The sequence below is a fragment of the Rhizobium esperanzae genome (assembly GCF_014197615.1).
GTDB classification, from domain to species: domain Bacteria; phylum Pseudomonadota; class Alphaproteobacteria; order Rhizobiales; family Rhizobiaceae; genus Rhizobium; species Rhizobium esperanzae_A.
On record NZ_JACIFY010000014.1, the window covers coordinates 1 to 26,045 of the forward strand.

At 58.9% G+C, this 26,045-nt stretch carries 17 protein-coding genes and 6 pseudogenes; 9 read left to right on the forward strand and 14 right to left on the reverse strand.

Annotation, left to right across the window (positions count from 1 at the left end; all coding sequences use genetic code 11):
• The 9 genes and pseudogenes from GGD57_RS29265 to GGD57_RS18710 all read right to left on the reverse strand — a co-directional run.
• Window positions 1-2,621: pseudogene (locus GGD57_RS29265) on the reverse strand (hypothetical protein); the annotation flags it as partial.
• Between the two features lie 46 nt (window positions 2,622-2,667).
• On the reverse strand, window positions 2,668-3,270 hold the full coding sequence (locus GGD57_RS18675) for a hypothetical protein (RefSeq protein ID WP_184471793.1): 603 nt from the start codon (window positions 3,268-3,270) through the stop codon (window positions 2,668-2,670).
• Window positions 3,271-4,360: 1,090 nt separating this feature from the next.
• A pseudogene (locus tag GGD57_RS18680) lies at window positions 4,361-4,765 on the reverse strand (sarcosine oxidase subunit gamma); the annotation flags it as partial.
• A pseudogene (locus GGD57_RS18685) lies at window positions 4,764-4,916 on the reverse strand (hypothetical protein); the annotation flags it as partial. The pseudogenes GGD57_RS18680 and GGD57_RS18685, both read right to left, overlap by 2 nt.
• Before the next feature lie 780 nt (window positions 4,917-5,696).
• Window positions 5,697-6,021, reverse strand: a pseudogene (locus GGD57_RS18690) (adenylosuccinate lyase); the annotation flags it as partial.
• Window positions 6,022-6,066: 45 nt separating this feature from the next.
• Window positions 6,067-7,053: a 4-hydroxythreonine-4-phosphate dehydrogenase PdxA gene (gene pdxA / locus GGD57_RS18695; RefSeq protein ID WP_184471794.1), complete on the reverse strand. Its 987-nt coding sequence runs from the start codon at window positions 7,051-7,053 to the stop codon at window positions 6,067-6,069.
• 85 nt (window positions 7,054-7,138) lie between these two features.
• Window positions 7,139-8,272 (reverse strand): iron-containing alcohol dehydrogenase, encoded by a 1,134-nt coding sequence (locus GGD57_RS18700; protein WP_184471795.1) that lies wholly within the window; start codon window positions 8,270-8,272, stop codon window positions 7,139-7,141.
• 350 nt (window positions 8,273-8,622) lie between these two features.
• Complete coding sequence (locus GGD57_RS18705) at window positions 8,623-9,807, reverse strand: sialidase family protein (RefSeq protein WP_184471796.1); 1,185 nt, start codon at window positions 9,805-9,807, stop codon at window positions 8,623-8,625.
• 11 nt (window positions 9,808-9,818) lie between these two features.
• Window positions 9,819-10,724: a dihydrodipicolinate synthase family protein gene (locus GGD57_RS18710; protein WP_184471797.1), complete on the reverse strand. Its 906-nt coding sequence runs from the start codon at window positions 10,722-10,724 to the stop codon at window positions 9,819-9,821.
• Window positions 10,725-11,052: 328 nt separating this feature from the next.
• On the opposite strand from GGD57_RS18710, the gene GGD57_RS18715 reads away from it, so the two are divergent.
• From GGD57_RS18715 to GGD57_RS18745, 7 genes are all read left to right on the forward strand, one after another.
• Window positions 11,053-12,690 carry an ABC transporter substrate-binding protein gene (locus GGD57_RS18715; protein WP_184471798.1) on the forward strand — a complete coding sequence of 546 codons (1,638 nt, stop codon included), beginning with the start codon at window positions 11,053-11,055 and terminating at the stop codon, window positions 12,688-12,690.
• A gap of 127 nt (window positions 12,691-12,817) precedes the next feature.
• Entirely contained in the window at window positions 12,818-13,774 is a 957-nt protein-coding gene (locus tag GGD57_RS18720; protein ID WP_184471799.1) for an ABC transporter permease, read from the forward strand.
• 2 nt (window positions 13,775-13,776) lie between these two features.
• Window positions 13,777-14,736: an ABC transporter permease gene (locus tag GGD57_RS18725; RefSeq protein ID WP_184471800.1), complete on the forward strand. Its 960-nt coding sequence runs from the start codon at window positions 13,777-13,779 to the stop codon at window positions 14,734-14,736.
• Entirely contained in the window at window positions 14,733-15,740 is a 1,008-nt protein-coding gene (locus tag GGD57_RS18730) for an ABC transporter ATP-binding protein (protein ID WP_184471801.1), read from the forward strand. Before GGD57_RS18725 ends, GGD57_RS18730 begins: the two co-directional genes overlap by 4 nt.
• Window positions 15,740-16,732, forward strand: coding sequence for an ABC transporter ATP-binding protein (locus GGD57_RS18735; protein WP_184471939.1), 993 nt, complete (start codon window positions 15,740-15,742; stop codon window positions 16,730-16,732). Before GGD57_RS18730 ends, GGD57_RS18735 begins: the two co-directional genes overlap by 1 nt.
• Entirely contained in the window at window positions 16,729-17,790 is a 1,062-nt protein-coding gene (locus GGD57_RS18740; RefSeq protein ID WP_184471802.1) for a four-carbon acid sugar kinase family protein, read from the forward strand. The genes GGD57_RS18735 and GGD57_RS18740 overlap by 4 nt, the downstream gene beginning before the upstream one ends.
• Before the next feature lie 24 nt (window positions 17,791-17,814).
• Window positions 17,815-18,579, forward strand: a complete 765-nt coding sequence (locus GGD57_RS18745) for a FadR/GntR family transcriptional regulator (protein WP_085739132.1) — start codon at window positions 17,815-17,817, stop codon at window positions 18,577-18,579.
• Between the two features lie 27 nt (window positions 18,580-18,606).
• On the opposite strand, the pseudogene GGD57_RS29270 reads toward GGD57_RS18745, so the two are convergent.
• The 5 genes and pseudogenes from GGD57_RS29270 to GGD57_RS18765 form a co-directional block, all read right to left on the reverse strand.
• Window positions 18,607-18,723, reverse strand: a pseudogene (locus GGD57_RS29270) (DUF4142 domain-containing protein); the annotation flags it as partial.
• A pseudogene (locus GGD57_RS29540) lies at window positions 18,721-18,834 on the reverse strand (DUF421 domain-containing protein); the annotation flags it as partial. The pseudogenes GGD57_RS29540 and GGD57_RS29270, both read right to left, overlap by 3 nt.
• Before the next feature lie 10 nt (window positions 18,835-18,844).
• Window positions 18,845-20,062, reverse strand: a complete 1,218-nt coding sequence (locus GGD57_RS18755; RefSeq protein ID WP_184471803.1) for a protein-L-isoaspartate(D-aspartate) O-methyltransferase — start codon at window positions 20,060-20,062, stop codon at window positions 18,845-18,847.
• A 444-nt stretch (window positions 20,063-20,506) separates the two neighbouring features.
• Window positions 20,507-21,304, reverse strand: coding sequence for a response regulator transcription factor (locus GGD57_RS18760; protein WP_184471804.1), 798 nt, complete (start codon window positions 21,302-21,304; stop codon window positions 20,507-20,509).
• Between the two features lie 784 nt (window positions 21,305-22,088).
• Window positions 22,089-23,171 (reverse strand): hypothetical protein, encoded by a 1,083-nt coding sequence (locus GGD57_RS18765; RefSeq protein ID WP_184471805.1) that lies wholly within the window; start codon window positions 23,169-23,171, stop codon window positions 22,089-22,091.
• A gap of 476 nt (window positions 23,172-23,647) precedes the next feature.
• Here GGD57_RS18765 and GGD57_RS18770 point away from each other — a divergent pair, with 476 nt between their 5' ends.
• Window positions 23,648-24,217 carry a PE-PGRS family protein gene (locus GGD57_RS18770; RefSeq protein ID WP_184471806.1) on the forward strand — a complete coding sequence of 190 codons (570 nt, stop codon included), beginning with the start codon at window positions 23,648-23,650 and terminating at the stop codon, window positions 24,215-24,217.
• A gap of 107 nt (window positions 24,218-24,324) precedes the next feature.
• Window positions 24,325-26,040 carry a type I secretion system permease/ATPase gene (locus GGD57_RS18775; protein ID WP_184471807.1) on the forward strand — a complete coding sequence of 572 codons (1,716 nt, stop codon included), beginning with the start codon at window positions 24,325-24,327 and terminating at the stop codon, window positions 26,038-26,040.
• Window positions 26,041-26,045 lie beyond the last annotated feature (5 nt).

Genomic DNA, 26,045 nt, shown 5'->3' on the forward strand with positions numbered 1-26,045 from the left:
TCGATCACTGTCACATCGGTATCGGTGAAATCAATGACGTTGTCGGCGTTTAAGTCGCTCGTCGTCGTCTTCGACAATCCGTTGGCGGTGGTGACTGTGGTGGATTTCGAGCGCTTAATGAAGGACGCGTTGGTGTTGTAGACGATCGTGTCCAGCGTCACGTCGCCTGAGGCTGCCGTGGTGGAGGTGGTGACGGTTTTGGTTTCGGTCGGGCCGTTGCCGTCCGCGTCCGTCTCTACGGTGATGGTGCGCCCATCAGCGCTGGTTGTTGTGTAGACGATGGAGAGGTTCTTGCCGTTGGCGCTTGTCTCTTTGGTCGTCTTCTTGCGAGTGCCGTCCGCAGCGACCGTCGTTGTCTCGGTGACGATGTTGTCATAAGCGCCGTTGCCGTCGCGATCGAGGCTGGTCGTCTTCGTCAGTCCGTCGGCCGAGCCATTGACAGCTGTCCCGAAAAGGACCGTACCATTAACGCTGAGTTGTTGCGTGGTCGTGGTGGTCGAACCATCGGCGCTTTTGACGAAAGTCTGCCGTTGGTCGGCAATGCCATCACCGTCCTGATCGAGCGTGGTCGTCACCGTCAGATGATCGGCGCTTGTGACTGTCGTGGTACGGTCGGAAAGCGACCCGTCGGCATTGAAGTTGGACACAGTCTTCGTCTGCAGGCCTGATGCATCGGCGGTCAGCATATTTGTCTGCGAGCGGTCGAAGGTGCCGTTGCCGTCGTCGTCGAACTGCGTCTGAACGCTTTTTCCATCAGCACTTGTGGTCACGACGTTGCGGAAGGCCAGACTGCCGTCCTTATTGTAGGCAAGGATCGTCTTCTCGATCGAGCTGTCGGCTTTCGTCGTGCTGGTCGTCCGAACAATGTAGGCGGAATTATTAGCAACTAATTGCGCGTCCCCAACAGTTCCCGTCGTGCCGTCGGCTCGGGTGAATGTCGTTGTACCCGTAATGGCAGAGCCGTCATTAAAGGTCTGGCCACTGCCCTTCGGCGTCAGGTCGATCGAAGTGATGCCGAGGCTGTCGAGCGTTACAAGCTGGCCGTTGACCTCTACGCGGAACTTCGACCATTGAGCATCGCCTGCGTCCAGCTTGCCGTTGCCGTTCGTGTCGAAGACATGCTTTAGCGCCTCAAGGTCACTGGCGGCCGAGGAATCCCACTCGGTAAAGACAAACTCGCTCGAACGGCTGATCTTGCCATCGCCATCGGCGTCAAGCACGAGAACGCCGGTGCCTTGGGCCACCCACGCTGTTCGAGACTGATAGCCGTTACCTTCGAGATCGATGAATCGAGAGGAAGAATCGATAGATTCGATTTTAAGCCCGTCGCCTGAAATATCTAGGAGGACGGGATAATATGCACCTGATCCAAGGGCATCGCGGAGGTTTCCGGGATTATTCCCCTTGTTGGGATTTGTTCCGTTGTTGGTTCCCTTGGGCCCCTTCGAGTTGCCCGGCCCGTTCGGATCAACCACTCCTCTGCTGCCGCCTTTGCCGCCGCTGCCGGATCCTCGCACTGAGCTGGCATTATTTGCTCGAACGCCCTCATCTGGCCCGTTCCAGTTCGAATAATCGCTTGGGCGGGAACTAGGCGTTGGACCATACTGAGGAGTGGATGCAAAACCTCCTGATCGCCGGCCGCCCCCCGTGGACGATCCACCAGAGGACGAGCCAGCGCCGCCCCCAGACGCACTACCGCCTCCAGAGGATTGGCCAGAAGAAGATCCTCCCCACGATGAGCCGCCATAGATGTCGCCCGATCCGCCCCGACCAGACGATGCGGAGTATTGCCCTGCTTCGCCAGAGTAAGAGGCATCCCAGTCGTTCCGAAAATCCGACAACGATGCAGGTTTAAGTGGAGTTACGGACGTCAGTGGCGAGGGGGCGGTTAAGGGGTTAAAATTGATGGGGTCAATAGGAAGATCAGGCGCCTGTGGGGTGGGTGTGCTCGGGCTGTTTAAAATCGATGAAAACGGGTCTCGTGATTCGCTAGGACCTGAAGGCGCATATTGAAGAGGTGAAGCCCCGCCTTGCCGCTGGTCTAGCTCACCGCCGTAGTTGAACGCCGAGTTCCAATTTTGAAGTATTTGAGGGGGCGCAACGCTTCGAAATTGATCGAGTCTCGACGAAGTTCCTCCGCCTGCCACGTGATCGAGTATCTGGTATAAATTTTCGAGAAAATGAGCCTGAGCCTCAAGGGGAAGCTTTAAATATCGCTGGTCACTGGGTAGATTAGGGTAAAATTTTCCCGAAAATATATTGTCGTAATTATAGGCTTCTTCCTTTCCATACTTTTTGGCTTCTTCCGCAATTCTTATAGGAAGGTTTATGCCGCGCTGATGTTGCCAAACATGCGCCATTTCATGGATGAAGGTAGCGCGCAGCTCCGGATCTTTTTCTAACGCAAAATCCTTTGAGTACCGATCGGAAGCTACCTGCCCCTTTACCGTCGGAAAATAGATGCTTCCGTTAGGCGCATGAGGCCGATCAATGCCAAGATCAAATAATCCCAACATTCGCCAATTCTCATTATAAACCTTCACGGTCGAGTAATCGATCAGAGAACCAAAAATGCTTCGTGCCAATTCGATCTCGTTTACCGTTAAATTTCTACCTGACATCTATCTTCCTCTGTGTTTATATTTAATTTAATATCCATATTGTATATTATGGACCATTTTTTCCTGGAAGACAGAATGCGGGCCTAGGTGCACGATCCATTAAGGCAATGTACTGCTCAAAAGAAGGAATTATCTTTAATTTTATCGCTTTATCGAAGCATAAATCGAGAGTGTTTTCTTTTGACTTGAAGCATTTGTTCACTTCGCGGATATGCTTTATGTCATCAGCGCTGACTGAATTCATTTGGTCATCGTCAAGTATTCCGGATCTGCGCAACATCTGACTAGCATCTTCGTCATTGCGCCCGTACAATATAAGTGCAACGAAATTGTTGACTGAGTATTCTGCGACAGCGCTTTTACTGAGCGAAAAATAAGATGGCGGCACAAGCCCTCGATAAGCTATAAGCAAAAGCGCTATTGACGCGAGTGTTTCAGAGTTTCCTGTACGAGCTACTTTCCAAACTTCTTGCCAGACTTGATCGCATCGCCCGCTATCGAGCATTTTTTTAAGTTCATCGTTTCGAGGCGGAGATTTACCTTGATCTGCAAGCGCGATTACAGAGGAGCATTGCAGTATCCCCATAGATAATGAGACTGATAGTATTGTGTTCACCACGAATCGACGACTCAAAGTTGTCAACGTCAAGTACATCTTTCTCCTATAACTCCGTCACAAGTCTGTCAGTATTTGCCGTTTTACTCCCACTACGATCATTTGGCCGCGATAGTAGTGTAAAAACAAAGGGTCCTATGCATACGAGGAACCGCTTTACCGACCATCAGAACTGCCCCCTACGATCCCACCCCGAATAAATGCAACTTCCTGCTGAATAATTCTACTTTTCATAAAGTGTCAATAGTCGGCCAAACAATTCAGGTTATTTTGCGCGGCAGGCCTACAATATACATCTTTTTAGAGCCACTCGATCACTCCCACGCTTGCTTAAGAAGATGGAGATGCATGGATTCGCGCTCAAGCCTTTGAACCCGTCCAGCAATTTCCGTTTTTCTTTCACCAAGATCACTGTGTGCATGGCGTTGCGCTCACCGTTCCAATAGCCGGTGGCTGCTGTCCCGCTCTCGTTGGACAGCAAAGCTAAATAGCCGTCAGCCTCCATGACGAAATCGCTAGCTCTTTCTCCGTACGGCCCCCAAAAGAGCAAGCACCGTTGATCACTTTTTACCATCGACCTGGAGCAGGGACGACTGAAAGGTTTTGGGAACGGGCGAAGCTGACGAACTGCTTGTGGAAGCCTGTGCCGCGTTGGCAAAGCATGCATTGAAAATGGAACCGCCTCGGCAGCGCCCTTCAGGCTGACAACGACCTGCTTGCCATCGGAGGCAGTGATGGCAATTTCGCGGCCATGGACCGCCTGTTCAGCAGTTCCTTCGCGCTAAATTCAGTCCACCCGAAGTAAGCATTTGAGCCACCGATCAAAGAATAAGGCAGGCGTCCATCGACGCGCCACGTCGCAATCGTGTCGCCGACAACGAGGCCGTCAACGTAGCCGGTCAGATCTTTGCCGGACGAGCCCATGAAGCCGACCGTGATGCCTGCAGCTTTTGTTTCTGCGTAGCAGGTTTCGCCCCAGTTCTCCTCGGACCTTCGCCGAAACGGCAGGGTTTTGCCAGTGATCCGTGAACTCGATCTTCCCGGCCCAAATTTAGTTTCTGCCGGAAAGTTGAACCTTCCAGCTAATCTCGCTCAATCGTCGATCTTCATGCCGGCACGGCCCTCACGCGCCACCGTCCTTCTCAGCGCTCGCCGCCATATGCCTAAGCTCATCCCAGAGGCTTTCCGCAAAACTGCGTAGGACGGTAAGTTCGAAGCTGTCATCGCCGGCGCGGACGATCTGGACGGAGATGTGGCCGATCATGGTCATCGCCGAACTGCCTTCCGGGAAGACGGCGGGATCGAGATCGACGGCGGTGCCCTTTGAAAGAAGCACGCGCGAAGATCGTCCTGATATGCCGATGCGGACGTGACCGTGGCTCTGGTCCATGACGAAGGCTTTTCCCGCGAGTGCTGCCGCAAGAGCGGCACGGCTGGCGGGGGAAAGCGGCTCGTTGCCGGCGACGAACCATTGGCGGAAGCCGGCCTTGCGGATCGAACTGTTGGTAAAGCCGGCTTTGGCCAATTCCGTTGATCTCGGCATGGGTGACGTGGCCCTTTTCGATGCGCATAACGCCGAGCGCTTCGACACCATAGGCTGAGATGCCGTGTTTCTCGCCTGCCGCCACGATGGCATCGGCAACGCCTTCACCGTAGCCGGCCGGCACCGCCAGCTCGTGTTGCCTATGTCGAATGAATTGAATCAAAATGTTACTTGAATATCCTTCATTATATTGCTGCAGCGCTCGGAATCCAGGCCCATAACTATCTCCGGCAATGTTGTGATTTATTAGTTCAGCGGGAATTCTTATTGATATTTACCAATATAAAGGCAATCTGATATATTAATATCGGCAACAGAACATAAGCATTCAGGATAAGCGTGAAAATTATCCAGGACTTTATGTATTCAAGCTCGTTTCCTTTAGACGGAAAAGAAAACGCCCTATCAAACGACGAAACAGAATATATGAAGTAAAATACGAAAATATTTGAAATAACTAAATATATAAATATCGCCCATAGCGTTTTCTTACCAGGAATCAATCTCATGCCGCCCCGCCGAATTTTACTTTTTATTTAATTGCTCTAAGAACGAAAAATTTACCGACTGCTGACAATTAGATTGAAAATTATCACCGTGGTGATGATTAAGTAGCTGTCGAAGACATACGGCCTCAAGGTCACTGGTCGCCGAAGAATCCCATTCAGTAAAGACGAATTTGCTCGATCGGCTGATTTTGCCGTCCATCGGCGTCGAGAACGCGAACACCAGTGCCTACCCTCAAATTGAGATGCAGAATCCTAAAAAGAGTTCTAGCCATATGAGGAATTCGCTTTACGGACCATCAAAACTGCCCCACGCCCCGAATAAATGCAACTTCTTGCTGAGAATTTCTAATTGTCATGAAGTGTCAATAGTCGGCCAAACAATTCATATCATTTTGCGCGGCAGGCTGCAGTAGGCGTCTTCGCGGGAAGCGCCGGCCGCGGAGTTTGTTGAGGTTCTTCTCCATGTTCTCAGGATAGACCAGCAGCTTTTCGATGACGTCGGCCAGCCGCGAGAGGGCGAAATCGAAGGTGAGCGTGGCGTCTGGGCCGATCATGCGTTCGACCGAGGGAGTGGGAGATATCGCGCTCGTGCCATAGGGCGACGTTTTCTATGGCAGGCAGGGCGTAGGAGCGGACCATGCGGGCCAGGCAGCAGGTTCTCGACAGCACCGGATTACGCTTGTGCCGTATGGCCGAGAGGCCCTTCCCGCCGGCGAAAAAGTGCGCTGCTTCAGTGCCTTGAGCAGGTGATCGACGACGTCAACAGATCTCTTCTGATCACACCCTCTGCCGTGGCGAGCGGGCCATCAGCCGGGCATAGGCGATGGCCGACAGCATGTTGACGTGGTTGGCTTTGCCGGTGCCGGCAATGTCGAAAGCGGTGCCGTGATCGACCGAGACGCGGTCGATCGGCAGGCCGAGCGAGACGTTGACCGCCGTCTCGAAGGCGACGAGCTTGATCGGGATATGACCCTGGTCGTGATATTGGGCAATGACCAGATCGAAGGCGCCGTTATAGGCGCGGGCGAACACTGTATCGGCCGAGATCGGCCCGACGACGTTGATACCCCTGGCCTGTGCCTGTTCGACGGCGGGCGCCAGGAATTCCATGTCCTCGGTGCCGAACAGGCCGTTTTCGCCGCAATGCGGATTGAGGCCGGCAACGGCGATGCGTGCGGTCTTGCCGAGGCGCAGGAAGTGCCGGTGGCCGGCTTCGATAGTCGCCAGCACCCGCTCGGTCCTGGCGCGTTCGATCGCCCCCTTCAGCGAGATATGGGTGGAGACATGGATGGTGTTCAGCCGCTCGGAGGCAAGCAGCATGAAGGAGCTCTTCGAGCCGGTGAGATGGGCAAGAAGCCCGGTATGGCCGTCATGGTGATGGCCGGCGAGGTTCATCGCCTCCTTGTTGATCGGCGCGGTGACGATGACATCGGCCTGACCCGACATGGCAAGATCGACGGCGCGGGTGATATAGCGCACCGAGGCGTCGCCGGCGACGGGGCTGACCTTGCCGATCTCGGGCAGGGCGGCGCCAAGCGGGACTTCGTCGACGGCGATCCTGCCATCGCCGCCGGCATCGGCAGGCCCGAATTTCAGCCCGGTACCGCTGACGCGGTCGGCGCGTTCCAGCGCTTCGGCATTGCCGACAATGACGAAATCGCGGCGCTCCTCGCTCGGAAGCGCCGCCAAGGCCTTGACGATCACCTCGGGACCGACGCCAGAGGGATCACCGAGCGTCACCGCGACTTTCGCATTCCTGTCCATCGTCAAGTCCCTTCTGAAAACCGTCTTGCTTTAAATCCGGAGCATGATGTCATCCGAAACCGCTCACGCGTTTCGGCATCAAACTCTAAAAGGCGGCTGCGTAAATCGAGCGAATGTCGGCGCGCGTGAGATCACGCGGATTGTTGTCGAGCAGGCGGCGGATGGCAAAGGCGTCGTCGGCCATGGCGTCGAGATCGTTTTCCGGCACGCCGAGCGCGGACAGCTTCATCTCGATGCCGAGTTCGGCGCAGAAAGCATAAGCCGCATCGAAGACGGATGCCGTATTTCCCGACGTTTGACGCCCGAGCGCCTGCATCACCGCCGTCGTCTTTTCCGGGGCCGACGGCGTGTTGAAGGCCAGCACATGTGGGAAGATCAGCGCATTCGCCGCGCCATGCGCCACATGCCAGCGCGTACCGAGCGGATAGGCGAGCGCATGGCCGCCGGCGGTATTGACCGGGCCGAGGCAGAAGCCGCCGTAAAGCGAGGCGAGCGACAGGCCGGCGCGGGCCTCGGCGTCGCTGCCGTCCTTGACGGCGCGGGCGAGATATTTGCCGACCAGCCGCGTTCCCTCGATCGCATAGATGTCGACCATCGGATGGGCCTTGCGGTTGGTGAAGGCCTCGACGCAGTGAGCCATCGCGTCGACGCCGGTGGCGGCCGTCGTGCGCGCCGGCACCGTGAAGGTGAGCGCCGGATCGATAACGGCGATGTCGGCCAGCATATGCAGGCTTTCGACGGCAAGCTTGGCCATCGTCTGGGGATCGGTGACCAGCGCGCGGATGCCCGCCTCGCTGCCGGTGCCCGAAGTCGTCGGCACCTGGGCGAGTGCTGCCTTGCGCGGCCCGTGCACCTTGTTCGGGCCGACGACCTCACGCAGCGTCTGGGCGGAGCCGGCAAGAACGGCGGCAAGTTTTGCCAGGTCCATGGCGCTGCCGCCGCCGAAGCCGACGATCAGTTCTGCTTCGGCCGCGTTCGCCGCCGCCAGCACTTTATCGAGATTGGCGGTATCCGGCTCGGGCGTCACTTCGGAGAAAACCGTCACCTCGCCCTTCAGCTCCAGCACGTCGATGCGCGAAGCGTTGAAAGCATCGGAGATGACAAGCGTGCGTCGATAGTCCTTTCCGGCAGCCCATGCGCCAAGCTTTCCCGCAGTGCCGATGCCGAATTCGATCAGATGCGGCCGAACGATCGTGATCGGCGAATCCAAGCTGGCCATGAACCAGTCCTCCCTGCAAGATCTTGCGGCAATTAGTGTCGCCTTCTTTATTGTAAAGTTGTAATGTCAATGTCAAGCCGGCATTCCATGGCGCGGAAATTTTTATCGCCCGGCATGGGCCTGACACGACTTCAAAATCGGCGCTATCGTGCAGTTATTTACAATAATATCAAAACGCTAAATGATTTTTAGCGACGGGAATACTTTTCGGGCGCGAAGAAGCGGCCGCCATCTGCCCGTCGGCGTCTCTTGTCAATTTCATCACCATTGAACCGGCCCAACGGCGGTGGTCCTGCATCCTTTCGCGCACGATCGGATGCAGGTTTACAAACTTCCGTCTGCCGCTTCGATCAGGGCAGCGATTGTGGGGCAAGGCGCACATATTTGATGGCGCGCCGGTAGTAGGTATAGGCGATATGGAGCACGCCGTCGCGGCCCGGGATGATCGAGGGATAGGAGAATTCGCGGTTCAGCGAGTCCTTCGAATTGTTGCTGAGGCAGAAGCCGTTGCCGGTATCGAGATCGATGCGGTGCGGAAAGCTCTTGCCGCCATCCCTGGAGATCGCAAGGCTGAGCGGCGCCCGCGGAACGCCCCAGATCGCTTTATGGCCGATATCGGCGGCAATGGCGGTTTCTCCCGCCTCGTCACCTTCGATTTCGTCATAGAGAGACTGGCGCCGCGCATCCGACATGCCGGCATTCGAATGGTTGTAAACCATTGCGATTGCTCCATCATTCAGGATCGTTGCCTGGATCGAGGAGTTGTTGTTCGGCAGTTCGGTGGGTTCGGGCACGCTCCACGTCTCGCCGCCATCGGACGATCGGCTGGAAAGAATGCTCTCGGCGAAGCGGTTGCGGTAGAAGGCGATCATCTCGCTGCCGCCGAGCGGCAGGATGTTCATGTGCACGGCGCCGATGCTGTCCGGAATATCGCGCATCTGCCAGCTCGCGCCGCCGTCGCGCGACATCAGCACCGCTGCGGTATCGGCGTCGCCGCTCCAGCGCTGGCCGTTGAGGCCGACACAGCGGAAGACCGGCAACAGCCAGTCGCCCCTGCCGTTGACGACGATCTGCTGGCGAACGAAGGTGCCGGGGCTGTCGCAGAGGATCTGCACCGGGCCGAAGCTTTTGCCGCCATCATCCGATATCCGGCATTTGACAACGGAACCGTCCTGATTGCCCGAGGTCTGCGAGGTATAGAGCAGCCATATCTTTCCGTCCGGAGCATTGAAAATCAACGGATTTTGCTCGGATTTGTCCGGATCGTCGCTCATCTTCTCCGGCTCGGACCAGCGCGTCGCGCCCGGTGTCAGCCGCGACATGTAAATCGAAATATCGCCCATGCCTTCCATCGTGCCGCCGAACCAGACGCAGCTCAGCGTGCCATCGGGCAGAAAGGCGAGATTGGCTGCATGGTTCTGGATGCAGGGCGAGGGCAGATAGGCATCCGCACGGCCGTCGACGGCGGGATGAGGGCTAATGATCCCGGTCATCAGGGCGGGCACGGCTTCCGAAGGCAGGCCGGTAAAACTCATGGCGGATCTCCTCAAGGCAGCTTGGCGTAGCTTTCGGCGAGTGCGGCATAATCCGCCTCGCCGAGCGGCAGCAAAGGCGCGCGCGTGCGCTTCCAGGCGGGATTGCCGGTCTTCAGCCCGACCATTGCCTTGATGGTCGGGATCTGGACGTAAGAGTTGGACAGTGTGCGATAGGCGTTGATACGCGCCTGCGCCGCTTCGACTTCGCCGGCGCGCGCCGCGTCATGGACATGGTCGTAGACGGTGCGGAGCGAATCCGCCACGATATTGGAAGTGGCGGTGATGCAGCCTGCGCCGCCGGCCTGCAGCAGTGGAAGCAGCAGGGGATCGGCGCCAGCCAGCACCGAAAAGCCGGGGTAGGCGGCGATGATCGCCTGCATGTTATTGAAATCGCCGGCAGATTCCTTGATGCCGACCACCGTTTCCGGGAAGGCGGCAATCAGCCGGCCGATCAGCGGAACGGACAGCGGCACGCCCGAGACCTGCGGAATATGATAGAGGATGACCTGCAGGCGCGTATCGGCGACCTTTTCCAGCACCTGCGAATAGGCGGCGAAGAGGCCGTCGTCGGATACACCCTTGTAATAGAAGGGCGGCAGCATCACCACCTTGGTGACGCCGAGCGACAGCGCGTGCCGGGTCAGTTCCACGGTCTCGGGAATGGCGACGACGCCGGTGCCCGGCAGAAGCCTGTCGGCGGGAATGCCGGCCTTCACAGCCGCTTCCAGAATGGCGCGACGCTCGGCGCCGGAGAAGGAATTGGCCTCGCCCGTGGTGCCGAGCAATGCCACGCCGTGGCATCCCTCGGCCAGCAATTGTCGGCAATGATCGGTGAAAAGGGCGAAATCCGGGGTATTGTCAGCCGTCAGCGGGGTGGCGGCCGCGCTGAAGACGCCTGTGATCCTGTGATGGCTCATCCTGTCCTCCTTCGGCGCGTCCTGTCTTGCCGATCCGCGGTCGAACCGTCCGGTTGCGCATCCGATTGTCGTCGTCTGTTTGCGATGGGGTGCTAAGAACTTTTCCATCGCCGCGCTTTTGTCAAGAAGACAAAATGCTTTCCTGTGGGGTTGAAAAATTATCTATCTGTTATTGCTGTGATATTTTTAAGTATGAATTTTGTTGGAGCGAAAACAGCGATTTTTTGTTGACATATTTACAATAACGAGAGAACGATACGGAACGGATTGTGCTGCGCCCGGGAGGCGCAGGGAGAACGCTGCCGAATTCACCGTGGGAGGGAATGCCATGTCTTTTGATCAATCGGATAAAACCAATCTATCGCGCCGCAATGCGCTGAAGCTCGGGCTTGCGGCCGGTGTCGGCCTGACTGTATTCGGGATGAATGCCCGCATTGTTATGGCCGATGAAGGCCAGGTGCTGAAGGTCGCACATCCGGCCTTCGACCAGGATTGGTCGCCGCTGCGCGGCGGCGGCAGAACGTTCCGCTGGAATTCGATTTGGTGGGCGTCGCCGATGTATTTCGACAGCCAGGGCAATATCAAGCCTTACGTCTTCACCAGCTGGGAATCGGCCGACAACACCGTCTGGACCTTCAAGATCGACCCGAAGGCCGTCTTCTCCGATGGCAGCAAGATCACTTCGGCCGACGTCAAGGGATCGTGGGAAGTCGCCTCGATGCCGAATACCAAGAGCCAGCGCGCCGATCAGGTGCTGAGCAAGGTCAAGGGTTATGCCGAAATCGCTGCCGGCTCCGGCAACGAGCTGACGGGTGTCGCAACACCCGACGAGGGCACCGTCGTCGTGACGCTGGCCGCCGCCGATCCGATCTTTTTCATGCGCCTGGCAAACCACATCGCGCCGATCACCAAGGCGTCGCAGTCGCGCGGCAGCGACGGCGAGGAGATCATCGACTGGTACAAGCCGGACAGCAAGCCGGTCTTCTCCGGTCCCTTCAAGCTGACGAGCCTCGATATCGACGCCGGCAAGCTCACCTTCGAGCCGAACGAGAATTTCTTCGGGCCGAAGCCGAAGCTCGCCCGCATCGAAGTCACCTCGATCGAGGACAATGTGACGGCGACATCGCTGATCAAATCCGGAGAGTTCAACGCCCATACCGAGCTCGTCACCTCGACGATCATCCAGGATCTCGGTCCGGAATTCTCGGCCGGCCCGCTGATCCCGACCAGCCAGCACTTCTGGTTTAACATCTCCCGCGCGCCGATGGACGATCCGAAGGTGCGCCAGGCGCTGATCATGGCGGTCGACCGTGACGGCCTGTTCAAGGCGTCTTATCCCGACGGGCCGCACAAGAAGGCCGATCAGATTCTCAACGCGGTTCCAGGCGCCGAAAATTCCGGCTTCGAGCCTTACCCCTACGATCCGGCAGCCGCAAAGAAGCTGCTGGCCGAATCCAGCTACGGCGGGCCTGAGCGGCTGCCGAAGATCCTGTTCGTCGGTATCTCGGGACCGGCCATTCAGGCTGCCGCCCAGTTCATCGCCGAGCAGTGGCGCCAGAATCTCGGCATAACAGCCGTCGACATGAAGCCGCAGCAGGACGCCTATGCCGGCCCGGACCAGAACTCGGTCCAGATTTTCCGCGACGATGTTGGCACCCGTGTCCCCGATGCCGTGTCGTATCTGGCGGGCAGCATCGCATCGACCTCGTCGAATGCGCAGAACAAGCTCGGCGGATACAAGAACGACAAGGTCGACAGCGCGCTTGCCGAGGCGACGAGCAAAGCTGCGGATGATCCGCAGCGCATCGCGCTCGCCCAGCAGGCCCAGAAGGCGTTCCGCGACGATTGGGCCTTCATTCCGTGGTACTCTCAGGCGATGTCGCGCTGGGCCACCAAGGAGGTCAAGGGTCTGGACAAGAACCTCGACTGGCAGATCGTCGAACCCTGGAACATTTCGATCGGCTGATTTGGAACTATCATTCCTGGCAATGGCTGCGCGAAGGCCGCAAGGTCTTCGCGCAAATTTCAAGAAGAAGAGATGCGATCTGCCTGGCTTGAGGAGGGACCGCGTCGACAACAGGTGGGAGGTGGCCTTGCTGCGCTACGTGCTAACCCGGTTCGCCATCTGGATTCCGTCCGTTCTGGTGGTGATGCTGGCCGTCTACGCGCTGGCCTTCTACGGCGCCGGCGATCCGATCAAGCTGATCTTCCTGCGCGCGCCGGGCGACGTCGCCTATAATCCGCAGCGCATCGAGGCGATCCGCGAAAGTGCGGGCCTCAACAGACCTTTCATCGAGCAGTTCGGCCTTTACATCTGGAATCTGCTGCACGGTCAGTTCGGCAATTCGCTGACTTCGGGCCGCGCCGTCTGGGCGATGGTCTCGGCTGCTGCCCCCGTCTCCTTTCAGCTTGCCCTCTGTTCCATCATTCTGACGGCCGTCGTCGCGATCCCGCTCGGCATGATCGCCGCGCTGAACCAGAATTCGCGGCTCGATTATGCCATTCTGGGCTCCGCGCTCTTCCTCTGGGCGATCCCGGCCTATGTCGCCGGGCCGCTGCTGATGGTCGGCCTCATCGTGCTGCTGCCTGGCGCGAGCGTGCCCTATGGCTGGGGCGGCATCCTCGATCTCCGCATCCTCTTGCCGCTGCTCGTGCTTTCATTCCAGCCGATCGCTTTGATCGTGCGCCAGACCCGTGCGGCCGTCATCGAGGTGCTGTCGGAGGATTTCGTCCGGACCGCCCGCGCCAAGGGCGTGCCTGAGATCGTCGTGGCGTTGCGCCACATCCTGCGGCCGGTGCTGACGCCTGTCGTGACGCAGCTCGGCCTGATCATGATCACCATCGTCAACGGCGCGATCTTCGTCGAGCTGGTGTTCGGCCTGCCGGGCCTCGGCCGGCTGACGGTGCAGGCGCTGATCAATTCCGATTATCCGGTCATCCTGGCCATCACGCTGATCGGGTCGTTCCTGGTGATGGTGTCGAACCTGCTGGTCGACGTGCTCTATCCGCTGCTCGACCCGCGTGCCAATGATTCAAGACGGAGCCGCTGACCATGTCCGCAATCCCTCTTTCCACCACCGAAGCCGTCGAGGAACAGCCGGTCAGCCTGTGGCGTGATGCCTGGTATCGGCTGAAGCGCAACAAGCTTGCCATCTTCGGTCTCGTCGTCGTGCTGATCCTCGCTTTCACGGCGGTCTTCGGTCCTTACCTCACGCCCTATGACTATTTGAGCCAGGATCTCAACGCCCGCAACGCGCTGCCGTCGATGAGCCACCTCTTCGGAACCGACGATCTCGGCCGCGATGTCTTCAGCCGGGTGGTCTTCGGCACGCGGACTGCCTTTCTCGTCGCCGTCATCGTCACCTTTTTCGCGGTGCTGATCGGCCTGACGCTCGGCGCCGTTGCCGGTTTCTTTGGTAATCCGTTCGACCGGGCCATCATGTGGCTGACCGATGTGACGATGTCGGTTCCGAACTTGCTGCTCGTCGTCGTTATCAACGCTTCGCTGAAATCGCCGATCACCCGATGGATGGAGGCTCGTTATCTCGAGACCCTCAATCCCTTCTACCGCCAGACCATATGGGTGGACTTCATCCTTGTCTTCGGCTCGATGGCGCTGATCTCCTGGCCGCCATACGCCCGTCTCGTGCGCGCCCAGGTGCTGTCGATCCGCAGCCGCCCCTATATCACCGCCGCCCAGGCGCTCGGCCTTTCGAACTGGGTCATCATCAAGCGTTATGTCGTGCCGAATGCGCTTGGTCCGCTGATCGTCTCGGTCAGCGCCGGTCTCGGCACGGCGATGGTGCTGGAAAGCGCCTTCAGCTTCTTGGGTGTCGGGGTTAATCCGCCGACGCCGAGCTGGGGCAACATGATCTCGGACGGGCTTCGTGTCTGGCAGCATTATCCGCATCTTCTCGCCGCTCCGGCGGCCGTGCTCGGCCTGGCCTCGGTTGCCTTCAGCTTCCTCGGCGACGGCCTCAACGACGCGCTCAATCCGCGGGGCAGCAAATGATGGACACGCAAAGCAAAGAACGCCTGCTCGATGTCAGAGGCCTCACCGTCGAGATCGACGGCCGCAACGGCCCCGCCGTCGTCGTCGACGGCATCGATCTGCATGTCGACAGGGGTGAGACCCTCGGTGTCGTCGGCGAATCCGGCTGCGGCAAGAGCCTCACCATGCTGAGCCTGATGCGGCTCTTGCCCAACAAGATCAAGGTCGCCAAGGGCACGGCGACCTTCGACGGCCGCGATCTGCAGACGATGTCGAATGCCGAGCTGCGCAAGGTGCGCGGCGGCGATATCGGCTTCGTCTTCCAGGATCCGATGACCTCGCTCAATCCCGTCATGCGTGTCGGCGACCAGATCTGCGAGCCGCTGATCTACCACCGCGGCATGAAGAAGGCGCAAGCCCGCGCCCGCGCCGTCGAACTGCTGCGCCTCGTCGGCATTCCCGGCCCGGAAGAGCGGCTGCAGGCTTTTCCGCATGAACTATCGGGCGGCATGCGCCAGCGCGTGATGATTGCCATCGGCCTTGCCTGCAATCCGAAGCTCCTGATCGCCGATGAACCGACGACGGCGCTTGACGTCACCATTCAGGCCCAGATCGTCGACCTGGTGAAGGATCTCAGAGCCAAGCTCGGCATGTCCGTCGTCTGGATCACCCATGACCTGGCGCTGATCGCCGGCCTCGTCGATCGCGTCGCCGTGCTCTATGCCGGCACGGTGGTCGAGGACGCGCCGGTCGACGAGCTCTATGCCCGCCCGAGCCATCCCTATACGCGCGGCCTGCTCTCCTCGATCCCGAAACTATCCGATCCGCCGGCAAGCCGGCTGAGTTCGATCGGCGGTACGCCGCCGGAGCCCGGGCGCCGGCCGAAGGGCTGCCCGTTCGCGCCGCGCTGCCCGCTCGCCGAGGCGGTCTGTCACGAGAAGGTGCCACGGCTCGAACCGCTTGGCGGCAGCGGCAATCACCGCACGGCCTGTTTCGTCGCCCAGAGAATGCAGGAGGCCGCGTGATGGAGGTTCAACCGCTGCTCAAGGTCGAGAACCTGGTCAAGCATTTCCACGTCAAGCTCGGCGCCTTCGGCGAGCGCTCAGCGACCGTCTATGCGCTCGACAATGTCAATCTCGACATCATGGAAGGCGAGACGCTGAGCCTCGTCGGCGAATCCGGCTGCGGCAAATCGACGACCGGTTTCACCATTCTCAACCTCTATAAGGCAACCAGCGGCAAGGTCGTCTACAAGGGCCAGGATCTCGCGACGCTCGATGAAAAGCAGATGCGGCCTTTCCGCCGCGACCTGCAGATCGTCTTCCAGGACCCCTATTCGACGCTCAATCCGCGCATGACGGTGGGCGAGGCGATTGGCGAGCCGATCCTGTTCCACAAGCTCTGCACCAAGGCCGAGCTGAAGGAGAGGGTGGCGACGCTGCTCACCGATGTCGGCCTGCCGACCCGATTTGCCCAGCGTTACCCGCACGAGCTTTCCGGCGGCCAGCGTCAGCGCGTCGTCATCGCCCGGGCTCTCGCCTGCCAGCCGAAATTCATCGTCTGCGACGAGGCGATCTCCGCACTCGACGTATCGATCCAGGCGCAGATCATCAACCTGCTGCTCGATCTGCAGGAGAAATACGGGCTGACCTATCTGTTCATCGCTCATGACCTGGCGGTGGTGCGCCATATCAGCACCCGTGTCGGCGTCATGTATCTCGGGCGGCTCGCCGAACTGGCCGCCCGTGAGGAGCTGTTCGACAATCCGCTGCACCCCTATACCAGGGCGCTGCTCTCGGCCGTCCCGGAGACGGATCCGGAGCACGAGCGCACCCGCCAGCGCCAGATCCTGCAGGGCGACGTGCCGAGCCCGCTGAACCCGCCGTCGGGCTGCCGTTTCCACACGCGCTGCCCGATCGCCATGGACGTCTGCAGCAAGGTTATTCCCGCCTGGAAGGAAGCGAGACCCGGCCATCTCGTTGCCTGCCACGCTGTCAATACAGAGCAGATCGCATGACGCTGAAGGCCGCCATTATCGCCGACGATCTGACGGGCGCACTCGATACCGGTACGCCCTTCGTTGCGGCGGGCCTTTCGGTTGCGGTCGCCGTCGACGTCGGGGCGGCACAGGATGCGATCGCAACCGGCTGCGATGTCGTCGTCGTCAACACCGCCTCGCGCGCGTTTGGCAAACGCGAAGCCGTCGAAACGGTCCGTGCGGCGACGGAGGTGCTTCGCGGCGAGAAGCCGTCGGTGGTGATGAAGAAGATTGATTCCCGGCTGAAGGGCAATGTCGCGGCGGAAAGCCTGGCGCTCGCCGAGGCGCTCGGCCTGAAAACCATCCTGGTGGCGCCCGCCATTCCCGATCAGGAGCGCGTGACCTACCGGGGCTGCGTCGTCGGGCGCGGGGTTCCGAAGCCATTGCCGATCGCCGACCTGTTCGGGCGCGATGGCGATAATGTTGTCGTTGCCGATGCGGAGGACGATCTTGACCTCGACCAGATCGTCGACGGTCACGACTGGATGAGGACCCTTGCGGTCGGTGCGCGCGGCCTCGGCGCGGCATTTGCCCGCCGGCTTGGCGAAGCGGGGCAGCCCGTCCTGGAATTTGCAGCAAGCCCGCGGACGCTGTTTGCCTTCGGCTCTCGCGACCCGATCACCGTCGTCCAGATGAACCGGCTCGAAGCCTCGGGCGCCCTGCGCATGGTGGTGGATGCTCCGATCGGCGAGATCGGATGCGGGGAGGGGCTGGCACTGCCGGTCCTGCTGCGCTGCACCGGCGACATGACGGCTGACGCGGGCCTCGTCGCCAGCCGCTTCGCGGCAGGCGTCAAAGCGGTCATCGATGATACGAGGCCCGATATGCTGATGGTCGGTGGTGGCGATACTGCCCTTGCCGTGTTTCAGGCGCTGGGCATCAGGGTGCTGGCGCCGAAGGGCGAGATCGAGGCCGGTATTCCATGGTTCGATGTTATGGCCGGCGACGGGCGGCAATTTCGGTGTGCTGTCAAGTCGGGGGGCTTCGGCCATCCCGATAGTTTGCTAAGACTGGTTTCTCGGAATCAGGCGGCATAGTACAATACCGTCGGGGAGAATGACGTGGTTGAAGTGAATGGCGAATCTTTGAACGCGGAAGCCGGCCCGGCGGGCAAGCCCGAACGCGGCAAGGCCGTCAAGCTGGTCGATCGCGTCTTCGACCAGCTGCTCGAGCGGATTCGCGGCGGAAATTATCCGCCGGATTCACGCCTTCCCGGCGAACATGAACTTGCCTCGATGCTGGGTGTTTCCCGGCCGATCGTCCGTGATGCACTGGCCCGCCTGCGCGATCAGGGCATGGTCTATGCCCGGCAGGGCGCCGGCACCTTCGTCAGCGCGCATGGATCGCCGACGACGCAGCTTGCCTATTCGCCTGTTAAGACGATCGCCGACATTCAGCGCTGCTACGAATTCCGCCTGACCATCGAGCCGGCCGCCGCCTATTTTGCCGCCAAACGCCGCAATGAGCAGGCGATCCAGAAGATCGCCAGCGCCCTTGCCGATTTGCGCGAAGCGACCAGCCATCAGCTTCACCGCACCGATGCCGATTTCATCTTCCACCGCGCGGTGACGGAGGCTGCCAACAATCATTATTACACGGCCTCGATCGATGCGCTGAAAGCCCATATCGCCGTCGGCATGCATCTCCATGGCCTCTCCCTGCTCGGCCCGCGCCAGGGGCTGGAACAGGTCTATGAAGAGCATAACGCCATCTACAAGGCGATCGCCGATGGCCGGGCCGACGATGCGCAAAGGCTGATGAAGGCGCATCTCGAAGGCTCACGCGACCGTCTGTTCGAGGGCAGGGTGCTCGACCTGTCCTTCTGAACGCGTTCTCCTCGCACCCAAGCCTATTTTGTTGAGGTCTTTGGCCATCTGGAGATGATGTTCCAGGACAGGGCGTGTGCTTGCGGCCCATGCCTTCAGCCCGGGATTGTCCCCTTCGTCGCTATACCGCTTGAAGAGATCGACTACGATGACCAGGTCGAACGGCGTCATCTGGGCGGGCGTCCGTCTTCCTGAGAGGCGGATGATCGGGAACAGCGAGAAATAGATCGCCAGTCCGCGTAAAACGGCATCCATGGCGCCGCCCTCATGGGAAAATGAACGTGGATTGCGCGCGTGTCTCCGCGTCGATGCCGATGGTGGTGCGGCAAAGGCCGGAGAGTTGCGTCTGCAGACGGAATACGATCTGCGTCGACCCTGCCGGATTGCCTGGGAATACGTAGCCTATCCGGCCCTGGCGCACGAAAGTCGCCTTCTCAGGCGGGTCGACGCCCTCTATCGAAAAGCTCTGAAGAAAGGCGGCATCGATCGTGAAGACCCGGTCTTCGGATGACGGCGCGAAGTTCACCGTCATAATCTCCGGGGCCTTCCAGCGGGAGAGGACGGGAAAGTCCACGGCGCCTTCAGGAAACGCGATGGTTTGCCGTGAAAACGGACCGCCTCTTCCAAGCAAGCCCAGCAGACAGGCCACGAGAAGAAGCGTGAAGATGATCCAGGCAATGCGTTGAATTGCCCAGAAGCGTCGCTGGAATGCGGTATGATCGAGCACGCCTCCGGGCAGCTGTATTTTTTCCATGCCCTCTCCCTCTGCATTTCGCGGAGAGCCTGGGCCGGACGCAGAAGTTTCCGGCGATGGCGGGGCCGTCGCCGTGTACATCGGATGTGCGGCAGTCCAGGCGTCTTCGCCGATCAGGGGAACGAAGAGAACCCCGCCGAGATCCTCCTCCTCGAACGCGGCGGCGCCGGTGCGCGTGACGCGTTTCAGCCGCTGCTCGCTGCGGCCGACCGGGATGACGAGCCGCCCTCCGAGGTCCAATTGCGCCTTCAAGGCGGACGGCACTGCGGGTGCGCTTGCAGAAACGATAATGGCGTCGAATGGGGCGGCTTCCGGCCAGCCCTTGCTGCCATCGCCCACGCGAACGTCAATGTTATGATATCCGAGCTTCTCGAACCTTTCCTTGGCCTGAAGCGCCAGCCTCTCATGGCGCTCGATGGAATAGACCCGCCTTGCTATACGGCTCATAAGGGCTGAGGTGTAGCCGGATCCCGTTCCGACCTCCAGCACCTTGTCACCCGCATCCAGGCGGGCCTTTTCGAGCATCAGGGCTACAATAAACGGCTGCGAAATCGTCTGGCCCTCGCCGATCGACAGCGGTGTATCCTCATAGGCGAACTCCTCACAGCCCGGAGAGACGAATTTTTCGCGCGGCACCGTGCGCATCGCCTCGGTGACACCTCGATCGCGAATGCCACGACGCGTAACGTGGTGCTCCACCATGTGATCTCGGATGCGCGTCATATCCATCGTTCGGTTCCATCGTCCCGACTGCACCTTGACCAAGCTTCCGGGCGAGGCAAAAGAATGCAGGACAAGCGGCGACCGGGATCCTAGATTGTGAGGTTGGCACGCGGCGAAGCCGTCAAGTTCGCCGCCGGATACCCTCGCGAAAACGCTTCTTCGATTCGAGGATCCCGCATCACGGTATTTTTGCCCCGTCCATTTGGGGAACTTAGTGTGGCGAGCGAAGTTCGACAGGCGTGTGCAAACAGGCAAGCCCGAAATGAACATCTTCGTCGAGAGATCGGGAATCAGCGCCCGCTGCGCTACACTTCGCGCTTCATCCGCCTGCCGGTCGCGGCGATGCTGTCATCGTCGCGCGAAAGTGTGCAGCGGTCTTTACGATAAAGGCATGGGATAAAAACAAAGACTAAAAGCGCGAGGAGCGAATCTGAAAGATCGCGCCGCGCTTTAGAGCAATCCAGGATCCTGGCTCGGCGAGGCGTCCTGCCCGCCGGCGGCTCTTTGAATTAAACGGGCAACCACTTCCGTGCGGTTCTGCGCCTGCAACTTACGCATTATATGTTGCAAATGCATTTTCACCGTATGCCCTGACAAATTGAGTTTTCCTGCAATGACCTTATTCGAGCAGCCGGATTGCAACTCTGCGAGGACATCCGCCTCCCGGGGGGTGAAATCGGCAATCGCCAGATACTGCGTTCTATCATCCAAGCTCCTTTCGGCCTCGGTTCTGGCCGGGCCAGGCTCGTTCAAGCCATTTGCAACAGCTCCCAACAGCTGCGGATAGAATGTTCCTCCCGCCAGAACGAGACGAAGGCCGGCAAGGGCGATATCAATGGGCAGTGAAGTCGAGAAAAAGCCGCGTATACCCATCTTGAGGGCCTGACGGGCTATGTTGACGTCATCCGTGTCCGAGAGCAACGTAATGGGAGCCTCAGGAAAACGCGTGGCAATTGCCGCGAGGTCATCACGCAGGCTGATGCTCTCGACACCTCTGCCGGCCAGATCCAATGCAACCAAACGCACCTCGGTTCCAAGAGCTCTATCGAGACTCTCGATCGAGATCATATCGATAAAATTCCACCCGGCGAGTTCACCCTCAAGAAGCTTCACCACGGTCGTACGCGCCAGTGTGGAATGCTCGATAACGATAACAGTTGGTGCATTGCGCCCGGTACGGCGCGCAGTTCTAGCACTGTTGGACACCTGCGTGCTCCCCAGAATATTTGCAACCCAACAGTTTTTCATAGTATTCCTGTTGTCGTCTCATGTCATGACAAAAAAAGAATATATTCTCGATATCAATAATCGGGATCTCTCATGATAATTATTATAGTCTATAAGATTTCATCGATAGATAACTGGGCCTGCAGAGCACATTTCAGAGCTTGTTCATGAGCACGCTCCATTTCGACTTGTCGCTGTATATTTTTCAACCATCGCCAAATTAACGTACGGCAAGCGGGTCAGCAAATCTTCCAAAGGCACTGAAAAGACAATCGATCCGCCACGGAGCTATTGAGAAAGAGATGTTTAGTATAACGGGATGGCGTTCGGCTCAGCTGCGTTTCCATCTTTCAATTCAGGGAATCCGCAGACTTCGACAGCAAAACGATAATCGTGAAAAGCAAAAGAAGCAGGAGATTGCAGACTACCCGTTATGATTACTGAAAAACTTCAGCCCATCGACGCATTAATACCAGTTGGCATGGTTTTCGGACGCTACTGCGCCCGCACCGACCGATGCCTGGCGGAGACGTGGTTCAACATATGGTTTGAAAAATGGCACGAAGAACGTGCAATTGGACCTCTGCAATGCAAATGGGATTTATCCGCTAGCGCATCGGCCCGAAAATCGGAATCGATTCGGAAAGCACGATGCGAGGATTAAAGATGTTAGAGCGTTCTTTGTGCGTCTGCACGGCGCTCCAATGCATGTCGTCCGGCAATATGCAGGGGTTCGGGGATAACGACATGCATAAGGACAAATAGTCAAGGCACGTCGCTTCAATCACGTTTGAAGTGACGCGCTTCAGCTATGCATGAAGCTCAGAATGTCGTCGACGAGGGCCGAATGGGCATCCGTGAGGTTGCCGTCTCCGCCATGGCCTGCGATGCCGGCCAACTGAAGCGCATGCTGATCATAGAGAACATGATCGGTCTGTTGGGCGTCCGCCGTTCCGCCGGCGGGGACGGCAATGTTGATGGGATGGAAATAACCGAAATTGACGTCGACCATGCTGCCGGTTGACGATCCGACGCCGCCACCGCCGCCGGCGTGGTTGCCGGTAAAAATCGTGTCTGAGGACAGGTTGAAGCCACCGCCATTGCCGCCGATGCCTGCGATCTGCACGGTGCCCTGGTCGAAAATGACATTGTTTGTCTGATGAGCCTCCGCGGAGCCGCCTGCGGCGCCGATGGCGATGTTGATCGGTGAGAAGATGGCTATGCTCACGTCGACCATGCTGCCGACGAAATATCCATCGCCGCCGTGGCCTGCATAAAAGTCGCCAGTCAAGGTGAGCGCAGTTCCCGGGCTCATCGACTGGCCATGGCTTGCGACGTTATGGTCTCCGCCCGAACCGCCCATGCCGCCCATCTGGGTTGCGCCCTGCAGGAACAGTGCGTTGTTTGATTGATCCGCGTGAGCCTGCGCGCCGGGGCCTGCAGCCACGGCAGTATTGACGGGGGCAAACAGCGCGACTTCGGTGCTGACCATCCCACCGTAGAAGGTCCCATTCCCGCCTGTGCCGGCATGGCTGGCGCCGTCGCCGCTGGCAACATTGCCGCTTCCGCCATTCCCGCCTATGCCAGCCATTTCGGTGGGATGCTGATTGATGAGCGCATCGTTGCCCTGGAAAGCGTCGGCACCCGAATGAGGTCCGGCAATAGCGGCATTGGACGGCATGAAGACCGCCAACGCATTGCTGCTGATCACGCCTTCGCTGATCCCGTCACCACCGCTGCCGGCTGAATTATGGCTCGGACCGGAAGCGACATCCAATGGAAGCCAGGTCGGCACCAGCGCCAGATGCCCTGCGGCCACATTGGGGGCGAGGTGTTGATCGGTGCCCGTCTTGGGCTGGTCTTCCAATAAGGGACGAGTTTCCGCCATTACCGTCTCCATTCGCGGTCGACCGCGCGTCCGCCGACCATGCGGCACTGTGCAGCCTGAATAGTTCCGGCATTGTGCATCTGAACGCAGGAAAAGCAGAGCCTGCAATTCGTCTACATCCTGTTGGCTAGTTCCGTAGCCATTTGGATGTCATCACCGCAACGGCCGTTGTGCGAGTTTGCGAGCACCGATCCCCCTTTGGATTAGGGGCCCTGGCATCGCTTCGACGAGGTTCGAAGACATAATCATGACCATGCGACCTACGCCAAATCATCAAACGCTAATCCAAGCAACACTCCGGAACTCCAAGTATACATCCGAAGGAATGTCTCCGAATATCTAGATAGGCTAGAGATTAAATCGCAGGCAATATTCGGCCGCGGTTGTATTGGCTGCGGTGAAAATGCTGGAATGCACGCCGTAGGGGGACACCGTAAAACGAACGCGGATGAAACGAAGTAAAAGGAGTGACATCAATGCCTATTCCACAAATATCCGACACGATTCACCTCAACCACCCGAATGCGGGTGACGCGAATGCCGGCAACGGCGGTGATGGCCATAATGATGGGAACATCAACTACAATCCGGTTGCCTATGTCACGCCCGTGCAAACGGTCGATGGCGCATCCACCCATCTGCACAACGGCGATCACGTTTGGCAGACGGCAGATTGGGACGCCGGCGGTGGTGGAGCCGGTGGCTTGAGCCAGGCCCAGAACGGCTTCCTGGCTTCGCTGACCAGCGGCGCCGGCGGCGCTGGCGGAAACGCCCACTCCAACGGCGATCAAGGCAACACGAGCGGGCATGACACGGCTTCGGTGGCTGCGGCGACGACCGCCACGCAATACACTCAGCTCGTGGCCGATCAGCATGCCAACATCCTGGCAGGCGTCGGCGGCAACGGCGGCAACGGAAACAACGCTCTGGGGGGCGATATCTCGTCGGCTCTGGTTCACTCGGATCCCGAAACGACGACGGTGAACAATTCTCTCGATCACTTCATAAACGCCTTCGGCCATATCGATGTCAGCCATCTTGGCTGATGCATTCAGGCCTATGAGGGTCGCCGGCTTCGGCTGGCGACCCTCAGGGATCACTCGACCAGCCGGCAGCCTCTTCTTGTCAGTATCAAGTGCAGCGAGATCTGATAATGACAACGATTTCCATAAAGCCACCGCGCCCGCCGACACAGCTTGTTGTTGCGCTGCGCGCTTGTGCCGGAGCCTTCGGCTTGGTCTTCCTCTATAGTTGCGGCTACAATCTCTTTCTTCTGGCGCCGTCCATCTATCTCCTGCAGATCTATGACAGGGTCATGTCGAGCCGAAGCGTCGACACGCTCGTGATGCTGACGATGATCATCGCCATTGCCGTTGTGGTCGGGTCCACGCTGGATATCGTGCGCAGGGCAGCTCTTTCGCGCATCGGCAGTTGGCTGGACCACAGGCTACGCCCCATGGTGCTCACCGCCTCGTTCGAATATGCCGCCCGCGCCGATACGGGAGCTGCCACGGAATGCTACAGGGATCTGGCGGCATTGCGCCAATTCCTCGATTCACCGGCCAGCTCGCTTTTTTTTGACGTTCCCTGGGCGCCGATATTCCTGCTCCTGCTCTTTCTCGTTCATCCGCTGCTTGGGACCATCGGCCTTCTGAGCGCCCTTGCACTTCTGCTGTTTGCGTTCATGACGGAACTGGCGACCCGAGAACCGCTTGCCCACGCCAATCTTGCCCTTTCGAGGAGCTATCTGCGATTTGCGACCGCCCTCAAGAACATCGAGGTCATCAGGGCAATGGGCATGCAGGACGGCGCAGCGCTGATCGTCTATCGCGACGCGGAAATGGCAAGAAGGGCGCAAGACATTGCCATGCATCGCACCGAGATCATTCTTGGTTTCTCCAAATCGATCCGCACGCTTGCACAGATCTTCATGATGGGATCCGCGACATGGCTGGTGCTCGCAAACAGCGGCAGTCCCGGAATCATCTTCGTTGCCAGCCTGCTGCTCGGGCGCGGGCTCGCACCGATCGAGGGCGCAATAGGTGCATGGCGCTCCTTTCTGTTTGCGCGCAATGCCTTCCATCGCCTGAACAGAATGCTGATAACAGTCGCATCGGACTGCGATGCGCGAATGGTGCCCCTGCCGGAGACCAATGGCCTCCTTCTCGATAACGTCAGCTATTTCAAGCCATTCGCCGATCGGCCGATATTGACCGATATCACATTGCGCCTCGCGCCAGGCGATTGCGTAGCACTCATTGGTCCGTCGGGATCGGGAAAATCGACGCTTGGTCGCGTCATAGCAGGCGTCGTACCGGCAACGAGCGGATATGCTCTCCTCGGTGGGGTCGATATCTCGGCTCTGCGTCTGTGCGGCGGGACCCGCCATGTCGGGTATCTGCCACAGGACATCGAGCTCTTCGGCGGCGCAATCAAGGATGTGATCGGCCGGCTGGACGGAGGCGATCCCGGCAAAGCGATCGACGCGGCCAAGCTGGTTGGGTTGCACGAGGCGATCATGCGGCTGCCGCAGGGCTACGAGACCGATATCGGTGACGGTGGAAACCTGCTCCTTCGGGCGCAGCGCCAACAGCTGGGACTGGCACGGGCTGCCTATGGAAATCCGTCTCTTATCGTTCTCGACGATCCGAATTCGAGCTTGGATTATGAGGGCGAACGCATGCTGTTTGCGGCAATCGAGCGCATGAAATCCAGGGGGATGATCGTCGTTGTCATAACCCACCGGATGGGGATCCTGCCGGTCACCAACAAGATTGCCATCATGCGTAACGGGACGGTGGCCGCTTTTGGCGACAGCGAGCGGATTTATGAAACCTATCTTCAACCACCGTCTCGAACAGGAACGTAGGGAGG

Excerpts from the sequence above, each read along its gene's own strand:
- pdxA (WP_184471794.1), bottom strand. The coding sequence starts at position 7,053 with ATGGACAGGAATGCGAAAGTCGCGGTGACGCTCGGTGATCCCTCTGGC.
- GGD57_RS18700 (WP_184471795.1), bottom strand. The coding sequence starts at position 8,272 with ATGGCCAGCTTGGATTCGCCGATCACGATCGTTCGGCCGCATCTGATC.
- GGD57_RS18705 (WP_184471796.1), bottom strand. The coding sequence starts at position 9,807 with ATGAGTTTTACCGGCCTGCCTTCGGAAGCCGTGCCCGCCCTGATGACC.
- GGD57_RS18710 (WP_184471797.1), bottom strand. The coding sequence starts at position 10,724 with ATGAGCCATCACAGGATCACAGGCGTCTTCAGCGCGGCCGCCACCCCG.
- GGD57_RS18715 (WP_184471798.1), top strand. The coding sequence starts at position 11,053 with ATGTCTTTTGATCAATCGGATAAAACCAATCTATCGCGCCGCAATGCG.
- GGD57_RS18725 (WP_184471800.1), top strand. The coding sequence starts at position 13,777 with ATGTCCGCAATCCCTCTTTCCACCACCGAAGCCGTCGAGGAACAGCCG.
- GGD57_RS18730 (WP_184471801.1), top strand. The coding sequence starts at position 14,733 with ATGATGGACACGCAAAGCAAAGAACGCCTGCTCGATGTCAGAGGCCTC.
- GGD57_RS18735 (WP_184471939.1), top strand. The coding sequence starts at position 15,740 with ATGGAGGTTCAACCGCTGCTCAAGGTCGAGAACCTGGTCAAGCATTTC.
- GGD57_RS18740 (WP_184471802.1), top strand. The coding sequence starts at position 16,729 with ATGACGCTGAAGGCCGCCATTATCGCCGACGATCTGACGGGCGCACTC.
- GGD57_RS18755 (WP_184471803.1), bottom strand. The coding sequence starts at position 20,062 with ATGGATATGACGCGCATCCGAGATCACATGGTGGAGCACCACGTTACG.
- GGD57_RS18760 (WP_184471804.1), bottom strand. The coding sequence starts at position 21,304 with ATGAAAAACTGTTGGGTTGCAAATATTCTGGGGAGCACGCAGGTGTCC.
- GGD57_RS18765 (WP_184471805.1), bottom strand. The coding sequence starts at position 23,171 with ATGGCGGAAACTCGTCCCTTATTGGAAGACCAGCCCAAGACGGGCACC.
- GGD57_RS18770 (WP_184471806.1), top strand. The coding sequence starts at position 23,648 with ATGCCTATTCCACAAATATCCGACACGATTCACCTCAACCACCCGAAT.
- GGD57_RS18775 (WP_184471807.1), top strand. The coding sequence starts at position 24,325 with ATGACAACGATTTCCATAAAGCCACCGCGCCCGCCGACACAGCTTGTT.